Source organism: Azohydromonas lata (genome assembly GCF_034427735.1).
GTDB classification, from domain to species: domain Bacteria; phylum Pseudomonadota; class Gammaproteobacteria; order Burkholderiales; family Burkholderiaceae_C; genus Azohydromonas; species Azohydromonas lata.
In genome coordinates this window covers 33827-55369 of sequence record NZ_JAXOJX010000044.1, presented here as the reverse complement: position 1 = coordinate 55369, position 21543 = coordinate 33827, and the positions used below count along the sequence as shown (strand labels likewise).

Annotated in this window: 21 protein-coding genes and 1 pseudogene; 20 read left to right on the top strand and 2 right to left on the bottom strand. The window is 69.9% G+C overall.

Going from position 1 to position 21543, the window contains the following annotated elements:
• The first annotated feature begins 3 nt into the window (after positions 1-3).
• The 16 genes from SM757_RS23105 (at position 4) to SM757_RS23030 (ending at position 15802) form a co-directional block, all read left to right on the top strand.
• Positions 4-570 carry a COG4648 family protein gene (locus tag SM757_RS23105; RefSeq protein WP_407655795.1) on the top strand — a complete coding sequence of 189 codons (567 nt, stop codon included), beginning with the start codon at positions 4-6 and terminating at the stop codon, positions 568-570.
• Positions 563-2260, top strand: coding sequence for an AMP-binding protein (locus SM757_RS23100; RefSeq protein ID WP_322467193.1), 1698 nt, complete (start codon positions 563-565; stop codon positions 2258-2260). Before SM757_RS23105 ends, SM757_RS23100 begins: the two co-directional genes overlap by 8 nt.
• The gene (locus tag SM757_RS23095; protein WP_322467192.1) at positions 2253-2993 is read left to right on the top strand and encodes a glycosyltransferase family 2 protein; all 741 of its coding nucleotides are present in this window, start codon (positions 2253-2255) and stop codon (positions 2991-2993) included. The genes SM757_RS23100 and SM757_RS23095 overlap by 8 nt, the downstream gene beginning before the upstream one ends.
• A complete protein-coding gene (locus SM757_RS23090) occupies positions 2990-3961 on the top strand; it encodes an LpxL/LpxP family acyltransferase (RefSeq protein WP_322467191.1) in 972 nt (323 codons plus the stop codon). The genes SM757_RS23095 and SM757_RS23090 overlap by 4 nt, the downstream gene beginning before the upstream one ends.
• On the top strand, positions 3954-5504 hold the full coding sequence (locus tag SM757_RS23085) for an HAL/PAL/TAL family ammonia-lyase (RefSeq protein WP_322467190.1): 1551 nt from the start codon (positions 3954-3956) through the stop codon (positions 5502-5504). The genes SM757_RS23090 and SM757_RS23085 overlap by 8 nt, the downstream gene beginning before the upstream one ends.
• Positions 5501-5929: an acyl-CoA thioesterase gene (locus SM757_RS23080; protein ID WP_322467189.1), complete on the top strand. Its 429-nt coding sequence runs from the start codon at positions 5501-5503 to the stop codon at positions 5927-5929. Before SM757_RS23085 ends, SM757_RS23080 begins: the two co-directional genes overlap by 4 nt.
• Before the next feature lie 44 nt (positions 5930-5973).
• Positions 5974-6585 carry an outer membrane lipoprotein carrier protein LolA gene (locus tag SM757_RS23075; protein ID WP_322467188.1) on the top strand — a complete coding sequence of 204 codons (612 nt, stop codon included), beginning with the start codon at positions 5974-5976 and terminating at the stop codon, positions 6583-6585.
• Positions 6578-8974 carry an MMPL family transporter gene (locus SM757_RS23070; RefSeq protein ID WP_322467187.1) on the top strand — a complete coding sequence of 799 codons (2397 nt, stop codon included), beginning with the start codon at positions 6578-6580 and terminating at the stop codon, positions 8972-8974. The genes SM757_RS23075 and SM757_RS23070 overlap by 8 nt, the downstream gene beginning before the upstream one ends.
• Entirely contained in the window at positions 8958-10112 is a 1155-nt protein-coding gene (locus tag SM757_RS23065) for a class I SAM-dependent methyltransferase (protein ID WP_322467186.1), read from the top strand. Before SM757_RS23070 ends, SM757_RS23065 begins: the two co-directional genes overlap by 17 nt.
• Before the next feature lie 16 nt (positions 10113-10128).
• On the top strand, positions 10129-10686 hold the full coding sequence (locus tag SM757_RS23060; protein ID WP_322467185.1) for a DUF3261 domain-containing protein: 558 nt from the start codon (positions 10129-10131) through the stop codon (positions 10684-10686).
• Complete coding sequence (locus SM757_RS23055) at positions 10683-11873, top strand: beta-ketoacyl-ACP synthase (RefSeq protein WP_322467184.1); 1191 nt, start codon at positions 10683-10685, stop codon at positions 11871-11873. Before SM757_RS23060 ends, SM757_RS23055 begins: the two co-directional genes overlap by 4 nt.
• Before the next feature lies 1 nt (position 11874).
• On the top strand, positions 11875-12375 hold the full coding sequence (locus SM757_RS23050; RefSeq protein WP_322467183.1) for an ApeP family dehydratase: 501 nt from the start codon (positions 11875-11877) through the stop codon (positions 12373-12375).
• A 44-nt stretch (positions 12376-12419) separates the two neighbouring features.
• Positions 12420-13166: a 3-oxoacyl-ACP reductase FabG gene (gene fabG, locus SM757_RS23045; protein WP_322467182.1), complete on the top strand. Its 747-nt coding sequence runs from the start codon at positions 12420-12422 to the stop codon at positions 13164-13166.
• Positions 13163-14392: a beta-ketoacyl-ACP synthase gene (locus SM757_RS23040; RefSeq protein WP_322467181.1), complete on the top strand. Its 1230-nt coding sequence runs from the start codon at positions 13163-13165 to the stop codon at positions 14390-14392. Before fabG ends, SM757_RS23040 begins: the two co-directional genes overlap by 4 nt.
• A 67-nt stretch (positions 14393-14459) precedes the next feature.
• Positions 14460-14903 carry an excinuclease ATPase subunit gene (locus SM757_RS23035; RefSeq protein WP_322467180.1) on the top strand — a complete coding sequence of 148 codons (444 nt, stop codon included), beginning with the start codon at positions 14460-14462 and terminating at the stop codon, positions 14901-14903.
• A 374-nt stretch (positions 14904-15277) separates the two neighbouring features.
• Positions 15278-15802, top strand: a complete 525-nt coding sequence (locus SM757_RS23030; RefSeq protein WP_322467179.1) for a hypothetical protein — start codon at positions 15278-15280, stop codon at positions 15800-15802.
• A gap of 134 nt (positions 15803-15936) precedes the next feature.
• On the opposite strand, the pseudogene SM757_RS23025 reads toward SM757_RS23030, so the two are convergent.
• Positions 15937-17185: pseudogene (locus SM757_RS23025) on the bottom strand (IS3 family transposase).
• A 183-nt stretch (positions 17186-17368) separates the two neighbouring features.
• Here SM757_RS23025 and SM757_RS23020 point away from each other — a divergent pair.
• From SM757_RS23020 to SM757_RS23005, 4 genes are all read left to right on the top strand, one after another.
• Entirely contained in the window at positions 17369-18712 is a 1344-nt protein-coding gene (locus SM757_RS23020) for a serine hydrolase domain-containing protein (protein WP_322467203.1), read from the top strand.
• A 112-nt stretch (positions 18713-18824) separates the two neighbouring features.
• On the top strand, positions 18825-19658 hold the full coding sequence (locus tag SM757_RS23015; RefSeq protein WP_322467178.1) for a MipA/OmpV family protein: 834 nt from the start codon (positions 18825-18827) through the stop codon (positions 19656-19658).
• An 86-nt stretch (positions 19659-19744) separates the two neighbouring features.
• The gene (locus SM757_RS23010) at positions 19745-20035 is read left to right on the top strand and encodes a nucleotidyltransferase family protein (protein ID WP_066342096.1); all 291 of its coding nucleotides are present in this window, start codon (positions 19745-19747) and stop codon (positions 20033-20035) included.
• 45 nt (positions 20036-20080) lie between these two features.
• Positions 20081-20410 (top strand): HepT-like ribonuclease domain-containing protein, encoded by a 330-nt coding sequence (locus tag SM757_RS23005; protein WP_444979092.1) that lies wholly within the window; start codon positions 20081-20083, stop codon positions 20408-20410.
• Positions 20411-20449: 39 nt separating this feature from the next.
• Here the strand turns inward: SM757_RS23005 and SM757_RS23000 are convergent, their stop codons facing one another.
• Complete coding sequence (locus SM757_RS23000; RefSeq protein WP_066342098.1) at positions 20450-21427, bottom strand: GMP reductase; 978 nt, start codon at positions 21425-21427, stop codon at positions 20450-20452.
• Positions 21428-21543 lie beyond the last annotated feature (116 nt).

Below are 21543 nucleotides of genomic sequence, written 5' to 3'. Positions count from 1 at the left end.
GCCTTGCGCGCGCTGGCTGCCGCCCTGGTCGCCCTGGCCACGCTGGGCTATCCGATGGCCGTGTACGCCGGCATGGCGCAGCTGCAGCCGCGCTGGATGGCGCTGGTGCTGCTGACGCTGGCGCTGGCGCGTGCGGCCGTGGCCCGCGGCGGGCCCTGGCTGGCCGCCGGTGCCGGCGCCGCGCTGCTGGCCGCCGCGGCATGGTGGGGCAACGCATGGCTGCCGCTCAAGCTCTACCCGGTGCTGGTCAATGCGGCGCTGCTGCTGGTGTTCGGTGCCAGCCTGTTGCGCGGGCCCTCGCTCGTAGAGCGGCTGGCGCGGCTGCGCGAGCCCGACCTGCCGCCGGCCGGCGTGGCCTATACGCGGCGCGTCACCCAGGCCTGGTGCGGCTTTTTCGTGGTCAACGGCAGCATTGCGCTGAGCACGGCGTTGTGGGGCTCCGATGCGGCTTGGGCGCTCTACAACGGGCTTTTGGCCTACGGGCTGATGGGCCTGTTCTTCGGCGTCGAGTGGCTGTTGCGGCAGCGCTTGAAGGCGCGGCTGCGGCATGCGGGAGGCGCACATGGCTGAATGGCTGAACCTGGCGCGGCTGGCTGCGCAGCCCATGCCGGCACTGCGCCCGGTGGCGTGGCGCGACGGCGCCTGGCTGGCTCGCGCCGACTTCCTGGTGGCGGTGCAGGCGTGGCAGGCGGCCTTCCAGGGCCAGCCCGGCCTGCGCTTTGCGCTTTATTTCGAGGACAGCTTCGACTTCGCCGCCGCGCTGTTCGGTGCCTGGCACGCGGGCAAGCGGCCCAGCCTGCCCGGCGATGCCCAGCCCGCCACGCTGCAGCGCCTGTGCGCCGAGGTGGACGGCTTGGCCGGCAACCTGCCCAATGCCCTGCGCGCACAGTCCGGTGCAGTGGCCGAGCTGGCGCCGCTGGACCCGGCCACCACGACGCTGCACGTGCACACCTCCGGCTCCGCGGGCGAGCCGGTGGCCATCCTCAAGCGGCTGGACCAGCTGGAAGCCGAGATCGCGGCCCTGCAGGCGGCCTTCGGGGCCGAGCTGGACGCACAAGGTGCCGCGCTGGTGGCCGCCACCGTGTCGCACCAGCACATCTACGGGCTGTTGTTCCAGGTGCTGTGGCCGCTGGCCGCGGGCCGGCCCTTCGTGGCGCGGCGGCTGGACTATCCCGAACAGGTTGCCGCGCTGCCCGGCGCGGGGCCGTGCGCGCTGGTGTCCAGTCCCGCGCACCTGCGCCGGCTGCCCGCCACGGCCGACTGGCCGGCGGTGCAGGCGCGGCTGCGCGCCGTGTTCTCGTCGGGCGGGCCTTTGCCCGCCGAGGCCGCGCAGCAGTCGCTGCAGTGGCTGGGCCATTCGCCTACCGAGGTCTACGGCAGCTCCGAGACCGGCGGCATTGCCTGGCGCCGGCGCGCGCTGCAAGGCGAAACCTGGCAGGCGCTGCCGGGCGTGGAGTGGCGCATCGAGGACGGCCTGCTGGGCGTGCGCTCCGACCGCCTGGCCGACGCCGCGCAGTGGTGGCGCACCACCGACCGCGTGCGCCCAGGCCCCAACGGCGGCTTCGAGCTGCTCGGCCGTGCCGACCGCATCGTCAAGGTCGAGGAAAAGCGCATTTCGCTTGATGCCCTGGAGCGCGCGCTGCTGCGCGGCGGCGAGCTGGCTGAAGTGCGCGTGCTGCTGCTGCCCGCGGCACTGGGCGGGCGCCTGGCCGTGGTGGGCGTGCTCACGGCGGCTGGCCGTGCGCTGCTGCAGACGCAGGGCAAACGCGCGCTCAATGAGCGCTTGCGCGCCGCATTGCTGGACGAAGTGGAGCGCGTGGCCCTGCCGCGGCGCTGGCGCTACGTGGCCACGCTGCCCTCGGATACGCAGGGCAAGTGCACCGAGGCGGCGTTGGCGTCCCTGTTCCAGCCGGCCATGCCGGCGCCGCGCTGGCTCGAACGCACGCCCGCACGGGCGCGGGTGGAGCTGCTGCTCGATGCCGGCCTGCGCGTGTTCGACGGCCACTTTCCCGGCGCGCCCATCCTTCCCGGTGTGGCGCAGATCGACTGGGCCGTGGCGCTTGGGCGCGAGTGCTTTGCGCTGGCAGGCGGTTTCCAGCGCGCCGACGCGTTGAAGTTCCAGCGCCCGCTGCTGCCGGGCATGACGGTGGAGCTGCTGCTGGAGCATGTTGCCGGCAGCGGCGTGCTCGCCTTTCGCTATACCTCCGCCGATGGCACGCATGCCGGCGGGCGCCTCGTGTTCGGAGCGGCCGATGTTTGATCCGGTGGCCGTGATCCCGGTCTACAACCATCCCGACACCATAGGCCGCGTGGTGGACGACGTGCTGGCCCAGGGGCTGCGCTGTGTGCTGGTGGACGACGGCAGCGAGCCCCGCTGCGCCGGGGTGCTGCGCCGGCTGGCCGACGTGCACGCCGGCCGCGTCACGCTGGTGCGCCTGGCGCGCAACCAGGGCAAGGGCGGCGCGATGATGGCCGGGCTGCGCGAGGCACGACGCCTGGGCCACAGCCACGCCTTGCAGATCGACGCCGACGGCCAGCACGACACCGGCGACCTGCCGCGCTTCCTGGCACTGGCGCGCGCGCAGCCCAACGCCCTCATCTGCGGCTGCCCGGTGTACGACGAGTCCGTGCCCAAGGGCCGGCTCTACGCCCGCTACCTCACGCACGTGTGGGTGTGGATCAACACGCTGTCGCTGGCCATTCGCGACTCCATGTGCGGCTTTCGCGTCTACCCGCTGCAGGCCGTGGTGGCGCTCATCGACCGCGTGGCCATAGGCCGGCGCATGGACTTCGACGTCGAGGTGCTGGTGCGGCTGCACTGGAGCGGCATGCCCATCGTCAACCTGCCCACGCGCGTGCATTACCCGGCGGATGGCCTCTCGCATTTCCGCGCCGTGCTGGACAACGTGCTGATCTCGCGCATGCATGCACGGCTGTTCGCCGGCATGTTGTGGCGCGCTCCGGCGCTGCTGTGGCGCAAGGTGCGTCCATGAACGCCAGCCCCGCGGCGGCGCCGCACTGGGCCCGCATCGGCGAAAGCAGCTTCGTGCTGGGCATGTGGCTGCTCTACGGCGTGCACCGCCTGCTTGGGCGGCTGCCGTTCCGGCTGTGCCTGTACCCGGTGGTGGCCTGGTACTGGGCCACCCGGCCGCAGGCGCGCCGGGCCTCGCTGCAGTACCTGCAGCGGCTGCAGGCGGCGCACGACGGCGCGGTCTGCGCCGCGGGCACGGCGCCTGGGTTGCGCCACAGCCTGCGCCACTTCCTTTCCTTCGCCGAAACCATCCTGGACAAGATGCTGGCTTTCAGTGGCCGCTACCCGTTCTCGGCGGTGCGTTTTCACGGCGCGGAGCAGGTGCAGGCCTTGATCACGCGCGGGCAGGGCGGGTTGTTCGTCACCGCGCACGTGGGCTGCCTGGAGCTGTGCCGCGCGCTGGCGGACCGCTGCCCCGGGCTGCGCCTGAGCGTGCTGGTGCACACCCGGCATGCCGAGCGCTTCAACGCCATGCTGCGCCGGCTCGATCCGCACAGCCGCGTGCAACTGCTGCAGGTCACGGAGGTGGACGCCACCACCGCCGTGCTGCTGGCGCAGCGCGTGCAGGCCGGCGAGTTCGTGGCCATTGCCGGCGACCGCGTCCCGGTGCGCCTGGGCAAGGTGGCGCGCGTGCCCTTCCTGGGCCACGAGGCCGCCTTTCCGGTGGGCCCCTACGTGCTGGCGGCACTGCTCAAGTGCCCGCTGATCCTGCTGGGCTGCGTGCGCGAGGGCGCGGCCCATGCCGTGCGCTTCGACGTCCTGGCCGAGCGCGTGGAGCTGCCGCGCGCGCGCCGCGAGGCGGCCCTGGTGGCCCAGGCCGCGGTGTTCGCGCAGGCCTTGGAGCGGCTGCTGCGGCGTGCGCCCTACGAGTGGTTCAACTTCTTCCCTTTCTGGGCGCAGTCCGGCACTGCGCCTTCTTCACATGACTGAATTGCAAGCTCAGACGCATACCGTCGTCTTCGATGGCCGGCGCCTGGACATCGAATCGCTGTGCGCCCTGGCCCAGGGCCGGGCGCAGGCCATGCTGGGCGCGGATGCGGAGTTCCGCGGGCGCATTGCGCGTGGGGCCGATTTCCTGGACCGGCTGCTGCGCGAGGACGGCGTGGTCTACGGCGTCACCACCGGCTACGGCGACTCCTGCACCGTGAGCATCCCGCCGGCGCTGGTGGCCGAGCTGCCGCATCACCTCTACGCCTACCACGGCTGCGGTGCCGGGCGCTTTCTGACGCCGCAGGAGACGCGCGCGGTGCTGGCGGCACGGCTGGCCTCGCTGTGCCAGGGCGTCTCCGGCGTCAGCGTCGCGCTGCTGGAGCAGCTGGCCCAACTGCTGGCGCACGACGTGCTGCCGCTGATCCCGGCCGAAGGCTCCGTGGGCGCCAGCGGCGACCTCACGCCGCTGTCCTATGTCGCGGCGGTGCTGTGCGGCGAGCGCGAGGTCTGGTTCCAGGGCCAGCGCCGCGGCGCCGCCGAAGTGCTGGCGCAATTGGGCCTGACGCCGCTGCGGCTGCGGCCCAAGGAAGGGCTGGCGATCATGAACGGCACGGCCGTGATGACCGGTCTGGCCTGCCTGGCCTGGCAGCGCGCGCAGACGCTGTCGCGGCTGGCAGCGCGGCTGACGGCCTGCAACGTGGTGGCCGCGGCCGGCAACGCCCACCATTTCGACGAGCGACTGTTCGAGCTCAAGCCGCACGCGGGCCAGCAGCGTGTGGCGGCATGGCTGCGAGCGGACCTTTGCAGCGACCGCCCCGCGCGCAACGAGCAGCGGCTGCAGGACCGCTACTCCCTGCGCTGCGCGCCGCACGTCATCGGTGTGCTGGAGGACGCGCTGCCCTTCCTGCGCGGACTCATCGAGAACGAGCTCAACAGCGCCAACGACAACCCGCTCATCGACGCGCAGCAGGAGCGGGTGCTGCACGGCGGGCATTTCTACGGCGGCCACATCGCCTTTGCGATGGACGCGCTCAAGACCGCGGTGGCCAACGTGGCCGATCTGCTCGACCGCCAGCTCGCGCTGCTGGTGGATGCGCGCTTCAACCACGGGCTGCCTGCCAATTTGTCGGCCGCCACCGGCGAGCGCGCCGCCATCAACCACGGGCTCAAGGCGCTGCAGATCAGCGTCTCGGCCTGGACCGCCGAGGCGCTGAAGCTGACGCTGCCGGCGTCGGTGTTCTCGCGCTCCACCGAGTGCCACAACCAGGACAAGGTCAGCATGGGCACCATCGCCGCGCGCGACGCGCTGCGCGTGCTGGAGCTCACCGAGCAGGTCGCGGCCGCCATGCTCATCGCCGCACGCCAGGGTTTCACGCTGCGCGAGCGCATCGACCCCGCCCTGCGGCTGAGCCCGGCGCTGGCCGCATTCCGGGCCGAGCTCGAAGACCGCATTGCGCTGGTGACCGAGGACCGCGCCCTGGACGCCGACTTGCAGCGGCTGCTGGCCGCGCTGCGCGAGGGCGCCTGGAGCCTGCCTGCATGAACGCCGCACCACGGGCCGAGCTGAGCCACGAAGTCGAGATCAGCCCCGCGTTCCACGACCTGGACCCGATGGACATCGTCTGGCACGGGAACTACGTGAAGTACCTGGAGGTTGCGCGCTGCGCGCTGCTGCAGCGCCTGGGCTACGACGTGCCGCAGATGCGCGAGTCGGGCTACGCCTGGCCCATCGTGGACATGCGGCTCAAGTACGTGCGCTCCATCGAGTACGGGCAGCGGGTGAAGGTGCGGGCGCAGATCGTGGAGTGGGAGAACCGGCTGCGCATCGAGTACCTCATCCGCGACGCCGTCACCGGGCACAAGATCAACAGCGCCTGGACCATCCAGGTCGCCGTGGACATGCGCACGCGCGAGATGTGCTTCGTGTGCCCGCCCGTGCTGTGGGACAAGTTGGGGGTGGCGCCGTGACGGGGCCTGTGCCTGGGAGCCACCCGGCGCCGACGCGCCGTGGCGTGCTGGCCTTGGCCCTGGCGCTGATGGCCGCGGCGCGGCCCGGTGCCGCGCAGCCGCTGCCGCCCATCGTGGCTCAGGTGCGCGAGCGCCTGGTGCAGGCGCCGGTGCTGCGCGGCGAATTCGAGCAGCGCAAGACCGTCAAGGGCTTCAAGAACCCGCTGCTGTCGCGTGGCGACTTCATCGTCGCGCGCGAGCGCGGCGTGCTGTGGCACACGCGGGAGCCTTTCGCCTCGACGCTGACGCTCACGCGCGAGCGGCTGCTGTCGCGTGCCGCGGACGGCAGCGTGGCGATGCGGCTGGACGCCCGCGAGGAGCCCGGGGCGCGCGCCGTCAACGAGCTGCTGTTTGCGCTCATGGCGGCGGATTTGCCGACGCTGGCGCAGCGGTTCCGCGTGGAGGGCGAGCTGCAGGGCGCCGAAGGCTGGCGGCTGCAGCTCACGCCGCGCGACGCGGCGCTGGCGCAGTGGGTGGGCCGCATCGAGATCGAAGGCGACCGCCACGTGCGTGTCGTGCGCCTGAGCGAGGCGCAGGGCGACGCCACGGCCATCCGCTTCAGCGCGCTGGCCACGGCGGCGTCGCTGACTCGCGAGGAGGCAGTGCGCTTTGAGTAGTCCCATACAGGACGGCGTGGCGCGGCCGCTTGGCGCGCGCCGCCGTGGTGCAGGCTGGCCGCTGCTGGCGGCGCTGTGGCTGCTGCTGGTGCTGGGCGTGGCGCTGCACCAGTGGCGCTTCTGGCAGGCCGGGCAGCTGGACACCGACGTGCTGGCCTTGCTGCCGCAGGACGAGCGTGCGCCGGAGGTGGAGCTGGCCACGCGGCAACTGGCCGAGCGAGCCGGACGCCAGGTGGTGGTGATGCTGGGCGCGTCCGACTGGGAGGCCGCACGCCGTGCCGCCGCGGCGTGGCGCGCGGGGCTGCAGGCCGCGGACGCCGCGCTCCAGCCGCAGCCACTGGGCGATCCCGCGGCGCTGGCCCAGGCCCTGGAGTTCTACCGTCCCTGGCGCGACCGGCTGCTCACCGCGGCGCAGCGCGAGCGGCTGGCGCAGACGCCGGCGGCGTCGTTGCAGCAGGCGGCGCTGGCGGCGCTGTACCAGCCTGGGGCCGCGCCGCGCCTGTCGGACTGGGCCGCCGACCCGCTGGGCCTGTGGCCGCAATGGTGGGCCGAGCGCGCCGGGCTGACCCAGGCGCGTCCACGCGACGGCGAGCTGTGGCTGGCCGCGCAGGACTTGCAATGGGTGGTGCTGGGCTATGAGGTCAGCGGCTCGGCCTTCCGGCTGGACGGCCGAGCCGTGCACGCCGACGCGCTGGCACGCGCCGAAGCGGCCGCGCGCACGGTGGTGCCGGAGCTGCGCGTGCTGGCCGCGGGCGTGCCGCTGCATGCCGAGGCGGCGGCGGTGCGCGCCAGCGCCGAGGTCAACACCATCGGCTGGGGCTCGCTGGCGGCGGTGATGCTGCTGGTGTGGCTGGCTTTCCGCTCGGTGCGGCCCATCGTGCTGGTGGCGCTGTCGCTAGGCGTGGGCGTGGCCGCGGCGTTGAGTGCCACGGCGCTGGTGTTCGGCTCGGTGCACCTGATCACGCTGGTCTTCGGCGCCAGCTTGGTGGGCGTGGCCGAGGACTACGGCATCCACTGGTTCGCCACGCGCCAGGGCCGTGGCGAGGTGGAGCCGCGCGGCCTGATGCGCCGGCTGTTGCCGGGCATGGCGCTGGCGCTGTCCACCAGCGTGCTCGCTTACGCGGCGCTGGGCATTGCGCCCTTTCCGGGACTGCGGCAGATGGCGCTGTTTTCCGCCGTGGGCCTGCTGGCCGCGTTCCTGACCGTGGTGTGCTGGTATCCGGTGCTGGACCGCGCGGCGCTGCCCGCCAGCCGTTTCGCGCAGCGCGTGGCCGGCTCCCTGGCGCGCTGGCCGCGGCTGCAGGCCTCGCGCCGTACCTGGGGCCTGGCGCTGGCGACGGCGCTGCTGGCCGGGGCCGGGCTGGCGCAGTTGCGCACCGGAGACGATCTGCGCCAGCTCCAGAACGCGTCGCCGGCGCTGGTGCAGGCCCAGCGCACGCTGGGGCAACTGCTGGGGCTGCCCAGCCCGGCGCAGTTCTATGTCGTGCGCGCCGACAGTGACGAGGCGCTGTTGCAGCGCGAGGAGGCGCTCAAGGAGCGGCTGGAGCCGCTGGTGCGCCAGGGCCGCCTGGCGGGTTGGAGCGCCGTCTCCGACTGGGTGCCCTCGGCCCGGCGCCAACGCGCCGACGCGGCGCTGAGCGCGCAGGCGGAGGCCGCCGTGCTTGGCGGCGTCAACGCCGCGCTGGGCGAAGCCCTGGAGCGGCCGGCTTTTGCCGCGCAGCCGCTGACGCTGGCGCAGTGGTCAAGGCATCCGGTGTCCGCGCCGGCGCGTCCGCTGTGGCTGGGCGAGGCTGCCGCGCGACCCGCCAGCGTGGTGATGCTGCGCGGGCTCAACGATCCGGCCCTGGTGCCGGCGCTGGCAGCGGCCGCGCAGGGCCTGGAGGGCGTGCGCTGGGTGGACAAGGTCGCTGACATCGGCGCGCTGCTGGCGCGCTACCGCTTGGCCATGACCTGGCTGCTGGTGTTCGCCCACGGCGCCGTGCTGCTGGCGCTGTGCTGGCGCTTCGGCCGCTCGGCCTGGCGCGCGTGGCTGCCCGCGTTGCTGGCCAGTGTGCTGACCGTGGCCGCGCAGGCTGCGCTGGGCCAGCCCCTGCAGCTCTTCAACGTGCTGGCGCTGCTGCTGTTGCTGGGCGTGGGCGTGGACTACGGGATCTTCCTGCTCGAACACCGCGGTGAGGGCTCTGCCTGGCTGGCGGTGGTGTTGGGCGCGGGCAGCACCTGGCTGAGCTTCGGACTGCTGGCGCTGTCGTCCACGCCGGCGCTGCGCGCCTTCGGCCTGACGCTGCTGCTGGGCCTGGCGCTGGTGACGCTGCTGGCGCCCTGCCTGCGCCTGCCGTCTTCCCCGGATACCTCGAACAACAACAACCTTCTCCATGACTTTCCCGTTTGATACCCGCGTCGACCGGCCTGACCCGGTGCCGCAGCCCGCACCGGCTGGCGTGCCGGTGAGCGGCATGCTCAACAAACGCTTCTCCCCCGAAGGCCAGAGCGCCTTCGCCGCCCGTTTCGAAGCGCAGAAGATCGCCTTTGGCCCGGTGGTGTTCCAGTGCGTGCGCTATGCGTGGAAGCGCGGTGTGCTGCAGTCGCTGGCCGAGGCCGGCGCCACCGGGCGCACGGTGGGCGAGCTCGCCGCCTCAGGGCGCTGGAGCGCCTACGCGCTCAAGGTGGTGCTGGAGTCCTGCCTGTCCGCCGGCGTGGTGCTCCTGGCCGACGGCCGCTACGTGCTGGACAAGGCCGGCTGGTGCGTGCTCAACGACGCCATCACGCAGATCAACTTCGACTTCGTGCAGGACGTCTGCTACCAGGGCCTGTTCGAGCTGGAGCGTTCACTCGACGAGCAGCGCCCGCTTGGGCTGAAGACGCTGGGCGACTGGCCCACGCTCTACGAAGGCATGTCCGAGCTGCCCGCGCCCGCGCGCAGCAGCTGGTTCGCCTTCGACCACCACTATTCGGACACCTCTTTGCCCGTGGTCCTGCCCGACGTGCTGGCTACCGCGCCGCGGCGCGTCATGGACATCGGCGCCAACACCGGCAAGTTCGCCTGCGCGCTGCTGACCCAGGCGCCGGGCGTGCAGGTGCACCTGGTGGACTTGCCGCAGCAACTGGCGCTGGCCGAGACACGGCTGGCCGAGGCCGGCCTGCGCGAGCGCGCCCACCTGCATGCGCGCGACCTGCTCGACGCCGCGGCGGCGCTGCCCGGCGACATGGACGTGGTGTGGATGAGCCAGTTCCTGAGCTGCTTCAGCGAGCCGGTGATCCTGAGCATCCTGCAGCGCGCCGTGGAGGCGTTGGCGCCGGGCGGACAGCTGCTGATCCTGGACACGCTGTGGGATCGCCAGCGCTACGACATCGCCGCGTACTGCCTGATCAACACCTCGCCCTATTTCACGGCCCTGGCCAGCGGCAACAGCAAGGTGTACGAGAGCGGCGACTACATCGGCCTGGCGCAGCAGGCCGGGCTGCGGCTGGTCACGGCGCGCGACGGCATAGGCTATTGCCACTCGCTGCTGCGCTTCGCGCGGGACTGACGGGATGGTCGGCGTCTTGTCCCTTGCCCGCGCTTGGCGCGCAGCCGCAGCCGTGCTGGCGGCGGCCGTGCTGGGTGGCTGCGCCACGGCGCCGGACACGGAGCCGCTGCTGCGCCTGCCGCCGGCGGCACTGGGCGGCAGCCTGAACCAGCAGCAGCAGATCACGGTGGAGGTCGAAGGCCGCGAGCCGCAGCGCATGGAGGTGCTGCTGGAGGCCGACGCTCAGGCTGTGCGCGTGGCGCTGCTGGCACTGGGCCGCACCGTGGCGCGGCTGGATTGGGACGGGCGCGAGCTGCGCCAGGAACGGGCCGCGTGGTGGCCCGCGCAGGTGGCGGGCGAGCGCGTGCTCAGCGAGCTGCAACTGGCCCTGTGGCCGGTGCCGGCGCTGCGCGCGGCGCTGCCGCCGGGCTGGACGCTGCAGGAAGAGGCGCCGGGCTTGCGCCGCCTGTGCCGCAGTGGTGAGCCGGTGATCGAGGTGCGGCGCCAGGACGCGCATCGGCTGGCGCTGGTGCACCTGCGTGCGGGCTACCGGCTGTTGATCGAATCGCAGGATCTGCAGGAGGCAACGCCGTGAGTGGCCCCGCCGTGTATCTGGCCGCTTTGGGCGTGGTGAGCGCGCTTGGGCCGGGCGTGCAGGCGCTGCGCGCGGGCCTGTGGGCTGCCGAGCCCGGCGGCGTGTCGCCCACCGAAGCCTGTTCGCCCGGGCGCATGCTGGCACTGGGCTGCGTGCCCGGGCCGCTGCCGGCGCTGCACGAGGCGCTGCCTCGCGCCCTGCGCAGCCGCAACAACGCGCTGCTGGCCGCGGCGCTGCAGGAGCTGCGCACGGCGGTGGAGGGCGCCATCGCGCGCTTTGGCCCACGCCGCGTGGCGGTGGTGCTGGGCACCAGCGCCGCCGGGGTTGCCGAGGGCGATGCCGCGGCGCGCCGGCGGCTGAGCCATGGCGACTGGCCCGCGGACTACGACTACGCGCAACAGGAAATGGGCAGCGCGAGCGCCTTCCTCGCGCGCGAGCTGGGCACCTGCGGCCCGGCGCACGTGATCTCCACCGCCTGCTCCTCCGGCGCCAAGGCGCTGGCCTCAGGTGCGCGGCTGCTGCGCGCGGGCCTGGCTGACGCGGTCGTGGCCGGTGGCGTGGACGCGCTGGGCCGCCTGACGGTGGCGGGCTTCGGTGCGCTGGAGTCGGTCGCGGCGCAGCGCTGCAACCCGATGTCGGTGAACCGCTGCGGCATCAATATCGGCGAGGGCGCGGCGCTGTTCCTGATGACGCGCGAGCCCGGACCGGTGCGGCTGGCGGGGTGGGGCGAGAGCTCGGACGCCCACCACATGTCGGCGCCCGAGCCCAGCGGACGCGGTGCCGTCGAGGCCATGCGCCAGGCGCTGCAGCGTGCGGGCATGGCACCGCAGGCGGTGGACTACCTCAACCTGCACGGCACCGCCACGCCGCAGAACGACGCCATGGAAAGCCGCGCCGTGGCCGAGCTGCTTGGGCTGGATACGCCGGTGAGCTCCACGAAGCCGCTCACCGGCCACGCACTGGCGGCCGCCGGCGCCATCGAGGCCGCCATCGCCTGGCTGACGCTGGTGGACAACCCGCAGGGCCGGCTGCCGCCGCACTGGTGGGACGGGCAGCGCGATCCGGCGCTGCCGCCGCTGTGCCTGGCGGCGCCAGGCGAGACGCTGGGCCGCGCGCCGCGCCACGTGCTGAGCAATTCTTTTGCATTCGGCGGCAGCAATGCCGCGCTGCTGTTCGCAGGAGCCTGACATGAATCCCATCCAGGGTGCCGCGCTTGATGCCTACCTGCCGCACCGCGGTGCCATGAGGCTGATCGACCGCGTGCTGGTGGCCGACGAGGAACACGCCGTCGCGGAGGTGGACGTGCCGCTGGACGGGCTGTTCGTGAGCGACGCGCGGGTGCCTGCGTGGGTGGGCATCGAGTACATGGCGCAGACCGTGGCGGCCTGGGCCGGCGCCCGCACGGCGCGTGCCGGCGGTGCGCCGCGCGTGGGCTATTTGCTGGGCAGCCGGCGCTATGCCGCGCGTTGCGACAGCTTTGCCGGCGGCAGCACGCTGCGCGTCGAAGTGCGCTGCGAATTGATCGGCGATAACGGGCTGGGCCAGTTCAGCTGCAGCATCCAGGCCGCCGGCGACGGTGCCTTGCTGGCGACGGCCATGGTGTCGGTGTTCGAGCCCGCGCAAGAGCCGCCGCAGGAGCCGGCGCTGCCGCCCGGCGCCGCGGCAGTCACCGTGCAAGAGCCGCGATGAGCCCTCCGGGCACGGCCCAAGGAACAAGAGAAAGAGGAAGTTTCATGGACAAGAGCTGCGCCGAGGAGCGCACCGTCCTGGTGACAGGATCAAGCCGGGGTATTGGACAGGCCATTGCCTTGCGTCTGGCTCGCGAGGGCTACGACGTGGTGTTGCACGGGCGCAGCACCACGCCCGCGCTGGAACAGGCGGCCCAGGAGGTACGCGCGCTGGGCCGCCAAGCGCGCACGCTGTGCTTCGACGTGGCCGACCGGGCGGCGGCGGCGCAAGTGCTGCTGGACGATGTGCAGGCCCATGGCGCCCCCTACGGCGTGGTGTGCAACGCCGGCATCGCTTGCGACAACGCCTTCCCGGCCATGAGCGGCCAGGAGTGGGACCGCGTGGTGCATACCAACCTGGATGCCTTCTACAACGTGCTGCACCCCTTGGTGATGCCCATGGTGCAGCGCCGCCGTCCGGGGCGCATCGTGACGCTGGCCTCGGTGTCGGGGCTGGTGGGCAACCGCGGCCAGACCAACTACAGCGCGGCCAAGGCCGGGATCATCGGCGCGACCAAGGCGCTGGCCATCGAGCTGGCCAAGCGGGCCATCACTGTCAATTGCGTGGCGCCCGGGCTGATAGACACCGACATGGTGCCGGCCGAGGTGCTGGACGAGGCGATGAAGCTGATCCCGCTGCGGCGCATGGGGCGCCCGCAGGAGGTGGCGGCGCTGGTGGCCTTTCTGATGGGGCCGGACGCGGCCTACATCACGCGGCAAGTGATCTCGGTCAATGGGGGGATGGTGGGATGAAGCGCGTGGTCGTCACGGGCATGGGGGCCTTGAGCCCGCTGGGACACGACTGGCCCACGGTGCGCGAGCGGCTGCGCAGTGGCCGCAATGCGGTGCGCCGCATGCAGGAGTGGGACGTGTACGAGGGCCTGCACACCCGGCTGGGCGTGCCGGTGCCGGCGTTCGAATTGCCCGCGCACTACAACCGCAAGTCCACGCGCAGCATGGGGCGCGTGGCCGTGATGGGCACGCGCGCCAGCGAGCTGGCGCTGCAGGACGCCGGGCTGTTGGGTCACGCGCTGCTGCGCAGCGGGGGGATGGGCATCTCCTTCGGCTCCTCGGCCGGCACGCCCGCGGCCATCGGCGACTTCGGCCGCATGATCAAGGACAAGACCACCGAGGGCATCAACGCCAGCACGTACATCAAGATGATGTCGCACACGGCGGCGGTGAACATCGGCGTGTTCTTCGGCATCACCGGGCGCATCGTCACCACCAGCAGCGCCTGCACCTCGGGCAGCCAGGGCATCGGCTACGCGTTCGAGGCCATACGCTGGGGCCGCCAGGTGGCGATGCTGGCCGGCGGCGCCGAGGAGCTCGACGCCACTGAGGCGGCGGTGTTCGACACGCTGTTCGCCACCAGCGTGCGCAATGACCAGGCCGATCTCACGCCACGCCCTTTCGACGCCGAGCGCGACGGCCTGGTGCTGGGCGAGGGCGCCTGCACGCTGGTGCTGGAAGAGCTGGAACATGCGCTCGCGCGTGGCGCGCGCATCTACGCTGAGGTACTGGGCTACGGCACCAACAGCGATGGCGCGCACGTGACGCACCCCAAGCCGCACACCATGGCGCAGGCGCTGCGCATGGCGTTGCAGGACGCGGGGCTGCCGCCCACGGCCATCGGCTACGTCAATGCGCACGGCACCGCCACCGACCAGGGTGACGTGGCCGAGGCTGCGGCCACGAACGAAGTGCTGGGCGAGCGCGTGCCCATCAGCTCGCTCAAGAGCTACATGGGCCACACGCTGGGCGCGTGCGGGGCGCTGGAAGCGTGGATGAGCATAGAGATGATGCGCGAGGGCTGGTTCGCGCCCACGCTCAACCTGCAGCAGGTGGACCCGCGCTGCGCGCCGCTGGACCACATCATCGGCGAGGGCCGGTCGCTGCAGACGGACGTCGTGATGAGCAACAACTTCGCCTTCGGCGGCATCAACACGTCATTGATTTTCAGGCGCTGGGCGGCGTGACCCGGCCCGGCACCGGGCGAGAATGGAGGAGTCCTCAACCATGAGAAAAGCAATTGGGAGTAAAGCCATGAACCTGTTCAAGACCCTGGCCGTTGCCATCCTGTGCGTTGTCACCACCGTGCCCGCCCTGGCCCGCGACACCGAGTACAAGTTGCCCTTCGAGGACGTGCTGTCCATGCCCGAAGCCCAGGGCAAACTTGACGGGTCGGTAAAGTTCTATCTGAAGGGCCAGAAAACGCCCAAGGTTTTGGAAAAGTACGGCGACGACGTCACCAACCGCAAGACCAATGGGGTGGGCAAGGAGGATGTCTTCGGCTGCAAGTGGGCGGCGCTTTCGGCGCTTATCGCGCTGCAGGAAAAGGCCAAGCAGCAAGGTGCGAATGCCGTGATCGACATCGTCAGCTACTACAAGAAGGACGCCTTCAGCAGCCCGACCGATTACGAGTGCCATGCCGGCGCCGTCATCATCGGCGTGGCGCTCAAGGGCACTTACGCCAAGGTGGCTGACTGAGCGAGGTGGCGCAGCCGGTCTGGCTAGCGCTGCGGGCGCTACCACCTCAGGCAGCTGTCGGCGACGTGCCGCTGTGGCTGTCGACCTCGGAGCTTGGGGCTATCAGCACGCCTGGCCGGCGCGCGCAGTTCTTGGGTGCGCGACGCCTTATGCGCGAATTGCTGTCCGCCGCTCATGGCGGCAGGTCCTCTGCAGGCTTTGATCTGAGAGCGCCGCAGCTATGGAATGTGAGCAGAATGCCAGAGTGATTTCTGTGGCTCCATATTCATTGAATATATCCAAAGGATTTGTCGTGGGTCAGCAGCGGTGGGGATAGGGTTGTGTTGAAATAGTAATTCAATCGGTCGCAGTATATTTGGCTTGAAATTGAGGGGATGAGCTTGAATTATAAATATTTTGCTTTGGTGCTTGCTGTTTCGGCTTTGGCTGGTTGCTCCGCAAATCGGGTGGTGCGCTTTGTGACGCCATTTGATGCCGAGGCTGCTAGGAAGCAGTTGGAAGAAGGATCAAACAACGTCAAGGGCAGCGCTCTCATTCGGCAGGCGGGCGGTGGTGTCGTTACTTGTGCTGGTAAGCCTGTTTTCATGATGCCGGTTACTGCTGCTGCGAAGGAGTGGGCTGCGCAGGTTTACGGTACCAGCAGGGGAGGTTTTCATAATGCCCAAGGGCGGGATATTAAATTTAAGGGCCGTGACGACATGTTCGCCGCTGTGAAGACCGCTACGTGTGATGCGCAAGGTGGTTTCAAGTTTGATCGCGTGGCCGATGGACAGTTTTATGTATTCACGCGAATTACATGGGTGGTGGCCGGCTCGATTCAAGGCGGTTCTGTTATGCGCCCTGTGACACTGTCTGGAGGGCAAGTGGCTGAAATCGTGCTGTCACCCGACAGTCTCTAAAAGCTAGGCTGGAACGGCAGGCGGCCCATTTCTTCTGGCACGTAATTGTTGGATAGCCGGTAGCGACTTAAATAGATTTGCGCGGCCCGTTGTTCGGTGATCTGTGGTCTTGCCCCCGTATTCCCGGACACGGCCTATCCGTTGGTTAAGGCCTGACGTCGTTGCCGCCTGAACTCGCGCGGTGAGCACATTTTCAGGCTGGAGTGGGGATGTACCTCGTTGAAGTGCTCGAAGGCCGCGGGCAGTTGAGCCAGCACGGTTGCCGCGTCGGTCAGATCCATGCGGCTGACATAGTCGCGGCGGAAGGTGTTGACGAAGCTTTCGGCGATACCGTTACTTTGGGGGCTGCACACCGGCGTGCGGATGGGCGTCAGGCCCAGCGCACGGGCGATCTTGCGCGTGTCGGCGCTTGTGTAGGCCCCGCCGTTGTCCGACAGGAACTCCAGCGCATGCTGCGCCGGGATGGCGTCCACGGCGCCGAAGCGCTTTTCCACGGCCTCGATGAGCATGTCGCGCACCGGCTCGCCAGGCAGCCCCTTGCCCACCCAGGCGCGCCAGGCCATGACTTCGCGGTCACAGCAGTCCTTGGCAAACGTCGCCGTGACGACCTGGCCCGAGTCGCAGCGGATCTCGAAGCCGTCCGAGCACCAGCGCGTGTTGCTGGCCTGCACGCCCACCTTGCCGCTATGCGCACGGCTGGAGTGCCGCCGGCGCGGCGCACGCGGCAGCAGCAGCTTGTGCACGGCCATGACGCGGTACACGCGCTTGGCGTTGACGCGCGCCTGACCCATGGCCACGCGCTGGCGGTTCACCAGCGCGCACGCGCGCCGGTAGCCGTAGCTGGGCAGCTCGGCGAGCTGCTGCCGGATCTCAGCCACCAGTTCGCTGTCGTCCAGCACACGTGCTTTGCGGCCATCGCTCCAGCAGGGCGGTCGGTGCTTCAGAGTGTGGATGTGCGAGCGCGCCAGCCCCAACGCCTCACAGACGCCCTTCACAGGCCGTCCTTGGGCAATAAGGGCGAGCGCGCAATCAGCTTTTTTCCGCTGATGTGCTCCACAGCCTCCTTGAGGATTTCGTTTTCCAGCGTCTTCTTGCCCAGGATGCGTTGCAGCTTGGCGATTTCCGCGCGCGCCGCGGCCAACTCCGACGCTGGCACCACCTCTTCGCCGGCCGACACCGCGGTCAGTGCGCCTTGGCGCTCCAGCCGCCGCCACTGGACAGCAAGCCCGCCGACATGCCTTCCTGGCGCGCCACCAGCGACACCGACATCCCGGGCTCGTAGGTGCGCCGCACCAGTGCTGCCTTCTCCGCCGCGCTCCATCGCCGGCGGCGCTGAACCGTAGTGACTATCTCTACGGTGTCTGTATGCCTATTCGTACTCACAGTCTCTCTCCCGTCTCAAAGATAAGGGATAGACCGTGTCCGGTGATTCAGGGGGCCGGCTCAATCTGGTGCGCTGGCACATCGGCGTGCGACAAAACGACTGAGGCACGGGCCCATGCGCGCAGCGCCGCGGCTCTTGCCGGGCGCGCTCTGCGCATTCATTGCACAGCAGGGTGATTGCCCATGCAGTCCGGGTATTCCCACGCCTCCAGGCTCAAGGGGGCCGCCGCTGCGGCCATTGCCTCAATACCGCTGCCCAATCTAAGGTGGGGCCATCAACGCGGATGGGCGGTACTTATGCGTCACTGGCGTCTGCTGCGGTTCCTGTTGCCAGGGATGGCGATATTGGCTGGATGTGCCGACGTCCCGGGCTGGATGCTGCTTCAGCAGCGCGCCACCATCACCGACTTTCAGCATTTCAATAACGCGCCCATCAAGCATGCATTGCCGGTGGTGGAGTTGTCGGCCCAAACTGAGCGTGCCCTGCACGTTCCAAAATTGCCTGCAAGGGAAGCGCTGGAAGATTTATTGGAGCGCACCAATACCGTGGCGTTCCTGGTGGTGCAGCAAGGTCGCATCGTCTATGAGCGATATTTTCAGGGCTTTCGACCGGACAGCCTGGTGGCCTCATTTTCATTGGCAAAATCCGTGGTGTCTGCGCTGGTAGGTATTGCGCAGCACGAGGGTCAAATTTCAAGTGTTGAAGATCCTGTCACGCGTTATCTGCCGGAATTGCTGGCGCAGGACCCGCGCTATGCCCAGGTGCGGCTGCGTCACCTGCTGGAAATGCGCAGCGGCATTGCGTTCAAGGACGACTCGCGCATGCCCTGGGGCGACCCGGCGCGGTTTTACCTGACCCGAGACCTGGCGAGCTATGTGCGGCGCCTGAGGATCGAGCGGCCCGCCGACGAAACCTACCATTACAGCAATGCCGACACCCAACTGTTGGCGATGGTGCTGGAACGGGCCACCGGTATTCCACTGGCGCGTTACGTGCAGGATAAATTGTGGCAACCCATGGGTGCCGCCGCCGACGCGAGCTGGAGCCTGGACAGTTTCGAAAAAGGAATTCCCAAGGCTTTTTGCTGCCTGAATGCCACGCCGCGGGATTATGCGCGCATAGGGTTGGTATTTCTTAATCGCGGCTTTTTCAATGGTCGTCAAATCGTGCCGGCCGACTGGGTGGATCAGAGTATCGAGGTGCGTGAGCATCCAGGGCAGGATATGGTTTCGCGATGGAATGTGGATGTGCCGAGCGGGACTTTTTATACCTGGCAGTGGCGCCGTCAGCCTGCGGCCGGTTTCAAGCCTATGCCGCCCATCCATCCGGGGCCGAATTTCTTTGCCCAGGGGCTTTATGGTCAATATATTTTTGTCGCGCCTGAGCAGGACATGGTGATCGTGCGCTTGGGCAGAAACAGCGGTGGGCAGGATTGGCCGCGCCTGCTTGGGCGGCTGGCGTCACTGAATCCCCTGCCGGGCAAGGTGTCCGTTGCAAGCCGCTCCACGACTTCAGCGTCGTTCTGAGTGTGAGCTGAGCGCGTTGGGCGCGCTCCACGGGGAGTTGCGCCTTGCGCGGGCAGGCCCTGGGCGAATGCGATCATCGGCCGGACACCATTTCCGCCCTTCGCCCAACGCCATGAAGCCTGTGAGATTCCTGCGTGCCCTCGTTCCCGCAGCCGTGCTGGCCGGCATCGCCGCGCCGTGCATGGCAGATGACGGCGACCTGCCCCTGTGGGAGCTGGGCGCCGGCGCCACCGTGCTGCGGCTGCCGCACTACCGCGGCGCCGACCAGTCGCACACCTGGACGCTGCCGCTGCCCTACGTGGTCTACCGCGGCCCCATCCTGCGCGCCGACCGCGAAGGCGCCCGCGCCGTGCTGCTGCAGACCGACCGGCTGGACGTGGACCTGAGCCTCTCCGGCACGCCGCCCACGCGCAGCAGCGACAACGTGGCGCGCCGCGGCATGGCGGATCTGCCCACCATCGTGGAACTGGGCCCGCTGGTGAGCTGGACCGCCGCGCGCGGCGACGACTGGAAACTGGACCTGCGCCTGCCCGTGCGCGCCGCGCTGGGCGTGGGCAGCGAGGGCGGCTTCAAGGGCTGGATGGCGACGCCGCAGCTGCGCCTGTCGCTGCCCCAGGCCGGCGGCTGGCGCACGGCGCTCTACGGCGCGCTGGTGGCGCAGGACCGCCGCTACAACGAGGTCTTCTACAAGGTGTCGGCCTCGGAGGCGACGCCGGACCGCCCCGCCTACCAGCCCGGCGGCGGCCGTGCGGGCGGCTATCTGCAGGGCGTGGCCTCGCGGCGCTTCGGCCCGTGGTGGGTGGCGGGCTTTGCGCGCTGGGACACGCTGCGCGGCGCCTCCTTCGTCGACAGCCCGCTGGTGCGCCAGCGCGAGAACTGGTCCGCCGGCATCGCCGTGGCCTACGTGTTCGCGACGTCCTCACGCGAGGGGCAGGCGGAGGAATAAGCCGCAATGCGGCCAGGCCGCCCGCATGAACCGTGGCGCGGCCGGCCGGCACAATCCCGATTCCTGGTTTTCAAAGCATGTCCGGCATGAAACCGTCCACCGCTCTCGAACATCACCGGGCCGCCGTGCGCGCGGCGGTGCTGCGCCACCGCGCGGCCAACCCGCGGGTGTTCGGCTCCGCGCTGGAGCAGCGGGATACCGAGGGCAGCGACCTCGACCTGCTGGTGGACGCACTGCCTGGCGCCACCCTGTTCGACCTGGGGGGGCTGCAAGTCGAACTGGAGGAATTGCTGGGCGTGCCGGTGGACGTGCTCACGCCTGCTGATCTGCCTGCCAAATTCCGCGACGAGGTGCTGTCGCGGGCCCGACCCGTGTGAGCACGGCGTATGAGTGGGCAGCGGCTGGCTGATTACGTGGCGCACATGGCTGAGGCCGCAGGCTTGGCCTGCAGCTACGTCAAAGGTCTGTCCGAGCCCGGTTTCTTCGCCGACAAGCGCACGCAGCAGGCCGTCATCTTCAACCTGCTCATCATTGGCGAGGCCGCGACCAAGGTGCTCCTGGAGCATGCGGCATTCGCCGAACTGCACCCGCAGGTGCCTTGGCGCAGCATGAAAGGCATGCGCAACCGCCTCGCACACGGCTATTTCGACATCGATTTGGCGGTGGTGTGGCAGACGGTGCAGACGGCGCTGCCCAGCCTGCTGGAGCAGTTGGCCGCCTTGGAATTGGACGGCGGCCAAGCGCCGTCCTGAGCCCGTTATTGCGTGGGGGGCCTCCCGGCCCCGGCGCCGTCACATCAGCAGGTGCTCGCCCGCGTTCTCCCCGCCCAGGATCACGTAGTTCACCTTGCGCAGGTCGCGCAGCTCGCGCCCGCCGGCGTAGGAGATGGAGCTTTGCACGTCTTCGCGCATCTCGCGCAGCGTGTCGGCCAGCTTGCCCTTCACGGGCTCCAGGATGCGCTTGCCCTCCACGTGCTTGTACTCGCCCTTGTTGAAGTCCGAGGCCGAGCCGTAGTACTCCTTGAAGAGCTGCCCATCCACCTCCACCGTGCGGCCCGGGCTCTCCTCGTGGCCGGCGAAGAGCGAGCCCACCATCACCATCGCCGCGCCAAAGCGCACGCTCTTGGCAATGTCGCCGTGGTGGCGTATGCCGCCGTCCGCAATGATGGGTTTCGTCGCCACCCGCGCGCACCACTTCAGCGCCGAGAGCTGCCAGCCGCCCGTGCCGAAGCCCGTCTTCAGCCGCGTGATGCACACCTTGCCCGGGCCGATGCCCACCTTGGTGGCGTCGGCGCCCCAGTTCTCCAGGTCGATCACCGCCTCCGGCGTGCCCACGTTGCCGGCGATCACGAAGGCCTGCGGCAGCCGCTCCTTGATGTAGCCGATCATGCGCTGCACGCTGTCGGCGTGGCCGTGGGCGATGTCTATGGTGATGTAGTCGGCGCCCACGCCGTCGGCGGCCAGCCGGTCGATCGCGGCGCGGTCGGCCTCCTTCACGCCGGAGGAGATGGAGACGATCAGCCCCTGCTCGCGCATCGCGCGCGCGAAGGCGACGTTGTCCAGGTCGAAGCGGTGCATCACGTAGAAGTAGCCCTCGCGCGCCATCCAGGCGGCGATGCGCTCGTCGATGACCGTCTTCATGTTGGCCGGCACCACCGGCAGCTTGAAGCGGTGCGGGCCGAAGGCCACCGAGGCGTCGCACTCGGCGCGGCTTTCCACGCGGCAGCGGCGCGGCAGCAACAGGACGTTGTCGTAGTCGAAGATGTCCAAAGTAAGGCTCCAGAAGTCGTTCCAGAGGCGGCGCGTTGATGCAGTGCGCGGCCCAATGGCTGCGAGCGCTTGACCTGGAGCCCGGCGGTGCCCGCGAAGCCGTCAGCCAGGACGGT